This is a genomic window from Aeromicrobium sp. Leaf272 (assembly GCF_001422865.1).
Lineage (GTDB): Bacteria > Actinomycetota > Actinomycetes > Propionibacteriales > Nocardioidaceae > Aeromicrobium.
Genome location: NZ_LMMY01000009.1, coordinates 133,906 through 138,491 on the forward strand (window position 1 = coordinate 133,906; position 4,586 = coordinate 138,491).

Here is a 4,586-nt window from a genome sequence, read left to right on the forward strand (position 1 = left end):
CGGCTCGCCGGCCTCGAGGAACTCGAGACGGCGCGCGGCACCGAAGGCGGCCAGCGCGTCGGCCAGCACCTCGGCCGACGGCTGCTCGGCCATGACGTCGACCCGCAGACCGTGCTCCTCGGCCGTCTGGGCCGTGGCCGGGCCGATGCACGCGATGATCGTCGACGCGTGCGGCTTGCCCGCGATGCCGACCAGGTTGCGCACCGTGGAGCTCGACGTGAAGAGCACCGCGTCGAACTTGCCGGTCTTGATGGCCTCGCGGGTCGGCGCCGGCGGCGGGGCCGCCCGCACGGTGCGGTACGCCGTGACGTCGTCGACCTCCCAGCCGAGCTCCTGCAGACCCGCCACGAGCGTCTCGGTCGCGATGTCGGCGCGCGGCAGGAACACCCGGTTGATCGGGTCCAGCAGCTCGTCGAACGGCGGCCAGTCCTCCAGGAGGCCCCGGGCCGACTGCTCGCCGCTCGGGACCAGGTCGGCCTTGATGCCCCAGGTGGCGATGGCCTCGGCCGTCTTCTCGCCCACGGCTGCGATCTTGAGACCGGAGAACGCACGGGCGTCGAGCCCGTACTCCTCGAACTTCTCGCGGACGGCCTTGACGGCGTTCGCGCTCGTGAAGGCGACCCACTCGTACCGGCCCTCGACGAGTCCGCGCACGGCCTTGTCCATCTGCTGGGGGTTGCGCGGCGGCTCGACCGAGATGGTGGGGACCTCCTCGGACACGGCGCCGTAGGACCGCAGACGCGCGGCCAGGCCGGCCGACTGCTCCTTGGTGCGGGGCACGAGCACGCGCCACCCGTAGAGCGGCTTGGTCTCGAACCACGAGAGCGCCTCGCGCATGGCCACGACCTCGCCCACGACCGTGATGGCCGGCGAGGTCATGCCTGCGGCGCGCGCGTCGACGGCGATGTCGGCGAGCGTGGAGACGACCGTCGACTGCTCGGTGGTGGTGCCCACGCGGGTCATGGCGACGGGGGTCTCGGCGGACCGGCCGGCCTCGATCAGGCCCGCGGCGATCTCACCGATCCGCGCCACGGCCGACAGCAGCACCAGGGTGTCGGTGCCGGCGTAGTCGGGCCAGGCGATCGACGCGTCTCCGACGCTGACGACGCGGTACTGGCGGTGCACCTTGTTGGTCAGCGGCACGCCCGCGTAGGCGGGGACGCCCGTCACCGACGAGACGCCGGGGACGATCTCGAAGGCGATGCCCGCCTTCGCGCAGGCCGCGGCCTCCTCGGGTGCCGTGGCGTACGTGAACGGGTCGCCGCTCACGAGCCGCACGACGTGCGCCCCGGTCTTCGCGTGGCGCACCACGAGACGAGCGCGCGCGGCGTGGGTGAGGACGACGCCGTCCTCACCGAGCCCGCCGTCGACGACCTCGACGCCCTCGGGCACGAGGGCAGCCTGCTCGGGCTGCTCGATGATGGCGACGTCGGCCTGCGCGATGAGCTCGGCCGCGCGGACGGTCAGCAGGCTGGCGTCGCCCGGTCCCGTGCCGACGAAGCTCACGTGCCCCAGCGGCTTGGGGCTGCGCTTCGTGGCGGGCTCCTTCTTCGCGGGTGCTTCGACGGTGGCGGTGGTGGGTGGTGTCACGGTGGTGGTCTTCTTCCTGGACTGCCGGGTGGTCATGAGGCGGAACCGATCGATGGACCGACCGCAGGGGTGGCCATCAGCTCGGCTGCGCCCTCGGCGAGCATCTCGGCAGCGAGACGTTCGCCGACCGCTGCCGGCTCGCTGAGCGAGCCGGAGGCGGACAGGCGGATGGTGGGTGAGCCGGAGGGGTCTCCGACCACGGCGCGCAGCCACAGCTCGTCGCCGTCGTCGCCCCAGACGACGTCGGCGAGAGCTCCGACCGGTGCGCTGCACCCTGCCTCCAAGGTGGAGAGCAGGGAACGTTCTGCCGTGACGGCGGCCCGGGTGTCCGGGTCGTCGAGCACGGAGAGGAGGCGAGCGGTCGCGTCGTCGTCGACGCGGCACTCACAGGCGAGGGCCCCCTGTCCGGGGGCGGGGAGGACCTGGATGGGGTCGAGGACCTCGGTGGCCTCGGACTCCCGCCCCAGGCGCAGCAGGCCGGCGCGGGCCAGCACCACGGCGTCGAGGTCGCCGGAGCGGACCTTGGCGATCCGGGTGTCGACGTTGCCGCGCACGGGGACGACCTCGACCCCCAGGCCGAGGGCGTTCAGCTGGGCCTCGCGACGCGGGGAGCCGGTGCCCACGCGCGCACCACGGGGCAGCTCGCCCAGGGTCAGGCCGTCGCGGGCCACGAGCACGTCGCGCGGGTCCTCGCGGACGCTGACCGCCGCGAGGGAGAGCCGGGGGTCGGCGGCGGTGGGCAGGTCCTTCAGGGAGTGGACGGCGACGTCGACGGTCCCGTCGACCAGGGCCTCGCGCAGCGCGGCCACGAACACCCCGGTGCCACCGATCTGGGTGAGCGGCGCCTGGTTGCGGTCGCCCTCCGTGCTGATGGTCACGAGCTCGACCTCGACACCGGTCAGCTCGGTGATCCGAGCCGCCACGTGACCGGACTGGGTCGTGGCCAGGGCGCTGGCGCGCGTGCCCAGACGCAAGGGGGTCTCACGCGCGGGATGCTGGGAGGCGGTGGTCATGCCTTCTCCCCCTTCACCTGGGTGACCGCCTGGACCGCAGCGGGGTCGAGCGCGAAGAGGTCGGAGAGCGCGTCGGCGTAGGTGAGGCCGCCCGGCCCGTCGACCAGCTGCTGCACGCGCACGGTGGGAGCGTGGATGAGCTTGTCGGCGACCCGCTTGAGCGCCAGGCGCACCTGGTCGACCTGCTCGTCCGGCAGGCCGTGGAGCCGGCCGAGCAGGCGGCTCGTCTCGGCCTCGACGACCTCGGTCGCCATGCTGCGCAGCGCCACGACCGTGGGCGTGACGCGTGACTGGCTCTTGGCGGCGAGGAAGCTGCGCACCTCGTCGTCGACGATGGCGCGGACCTGCTGGACGTCGGCCGCGAGCTCGGCGTTCTCCGAGCGAGCGGCCAGCGTGACGAGGTCGATGACGCTGACGGACTCGAGCTCGGCCACCCCGGCCTCGACGTCGCGCGGCAGCGCCAGGTCGACGAAGACCAGCTCGCCGGTGACGTTGGACAGCCCGTCGTCGAGGACACGGGACACGCGGTCGGTGGCGAACACCGAGCCGGCCGCCCCCGTGCAGCTGATGACGACGTCGGCCGCGGACAGCTCGACGTCCATGGCCTCCCACCGCACGGCGCTGACGCCGAACGTGGCGACGAGCTCGTACGCCCGCTGGAACGTGCGGTTGGCGACCATGATCCGGTGCGGGGCCACGCCGCGGTCGACGAGCGTGCGCACGGCGAGGCTCGCCATGGTGCCGGCACCGGCCACCAGGAAGCGCGTCCCAGGAGCGGTCACGACCGGGCCGACGGCGTCGAGGCCGGCCGTGACGGTCGAGGGCGCGAGCCGGTCGATGCCCGTCTCGGCGTGGCCGCGCTTGCCGATGCGCAGCGCCTGCTGGAACAGGGCGTTCAGGGCCGACCCGATCGTGGACTCGGCCTGGCCGGTGTGCAGCGCCTGCCGCACCTGGCCGAGGATCTGGCTCTCGCCGAGGATCATCGAGTCCATGCCGGAGGCCACCGAGAACAGGTGGGCCACGGCCGAGTCGTCGTAGTGCACGTAGGCGTGGTGCACGAGGTCCTCGCGGCCCATCCCGGCCTGCTCGGCGAGCAGGTGGGAGACGTCCTCGAGGGCGTTGTGGAAACGGTCGGCCTCCACGTACACCTCGACGCGGTTGCACGTGGAGATCACGGCCGCCTCGGTGACCGACGCCGACTCGAGGGCACGGTGGGCCAGCTTGACCGCCGCGTCCGTGTCGAGGGAGGCACGCTCCAGCACGTCGATGGGGGCCGAGCGGTGGGACATGCCCACGACCAGCACGCTCATGCAGTCTCCGCCTTCCGCTGCTCGTGGTAGGCCAGGATCTGCAGCTCGACGGAGAGGTCGACCTTGCGGACCTGGACGTGGTCGGGGACCTGCAGGACGGCCGGGGCGAAGTTGAGGATGCTCGTGACGCCGGCGGCGACCAGCCGGTCGGCGACGTCCTGGGCCGCGTCGCCCGGCACGGCCACGACGGCGATCGCGATGCCCTGCTCGGACACGAGCGAGTCGAGCGCGGCGAGCGGCTGCACCTGCAGGTCGCCGATGGTCGAGCCCACCCGGTCCGGGTCGGTGTCGACCACCGCGGCGACCCGGATCCCGCGCGGGCTGAAGCCCGGGTACGTGGAGAGTGCCGAGCCGAGGTGGCCGGCACCGACGATCACGACGTCCCACGTCTGCGTCTGACCCAGTCCGCGGGCGATCTGGTAGCGCAGGTACTCGACGTCGTAGCCGACCCCGCGCGTGCCGTAGGAGCCGAGGTGGGAGAGGTCCTTGCGCACCTTCGCCGGGTTGACCCCTGCCGCCTCGGCGAGCTCGACGGACGAGCACGTGGTGGCGCCGGCGTCGGCGAACGACGCGAGGACCCGCAGGTACAGCGGCAGCCGGGCGACGGTGGCGTCGGGAACGTCACGCGGGGCCTGGGCCGTTGCACGGTCAGGGGTCCCGGCGAGCCGGGGGG

General features: G+C 73.2%; 4 protein-coding genes. All 4 read right to left on the reverse strand.

Annotated features, from left to right (window positions below; genetic code table 11):
• The coding region (locus tag ASF38_RS02180; RefSeq protein ID WP_082480258.1) for a bifunctional uroporphyrinogen-III C-methyltransferase/uroporphyrinogen-III synthase at positions 1-1,626 on the reverse strand (1,626 nt) is incomplete at its 3' end.
• Positions 1,623-2,603 (reverse strand): hydroxymethylbilane synthase, encoded by a 981-nt coding sequence (gene hemC, locus ASF38_RS02185; RefSeq protein WP_055963969.1) that lies wholly within the window; start codon positions 2,601-2,603, stop codon positions 1,623-1,625. The genes hemC and ASF38_RS02180, both read right to left, overlap by 4 nt.
• Positions 2,600-3,913, reverse strand: a complete 1,314-nt coding sequence (locus tag ASF38_RS02190) for a glutamyl-tRNA reductase (protein WP_055963966.1) — start codon at positions 3,911-3,913, stop codon at positions 2,600-2,602. Before ASF38_RS02190 ends, hemC begins: the two co-directional genes overlap by 4 nt.
• Positions 3,910-4,586, reverse strand: a 677-nt coding sequence (locus tag ASF38_RS02195; protein ID WP_082480406.1) for a redox-sensing transcriptional repressor Rex, incomplete at its 5' end; no start/stop codon positions are given. The genes ASF38_RS02190 and ASF38_RS02195, both read right to left, overlap by 4 nt.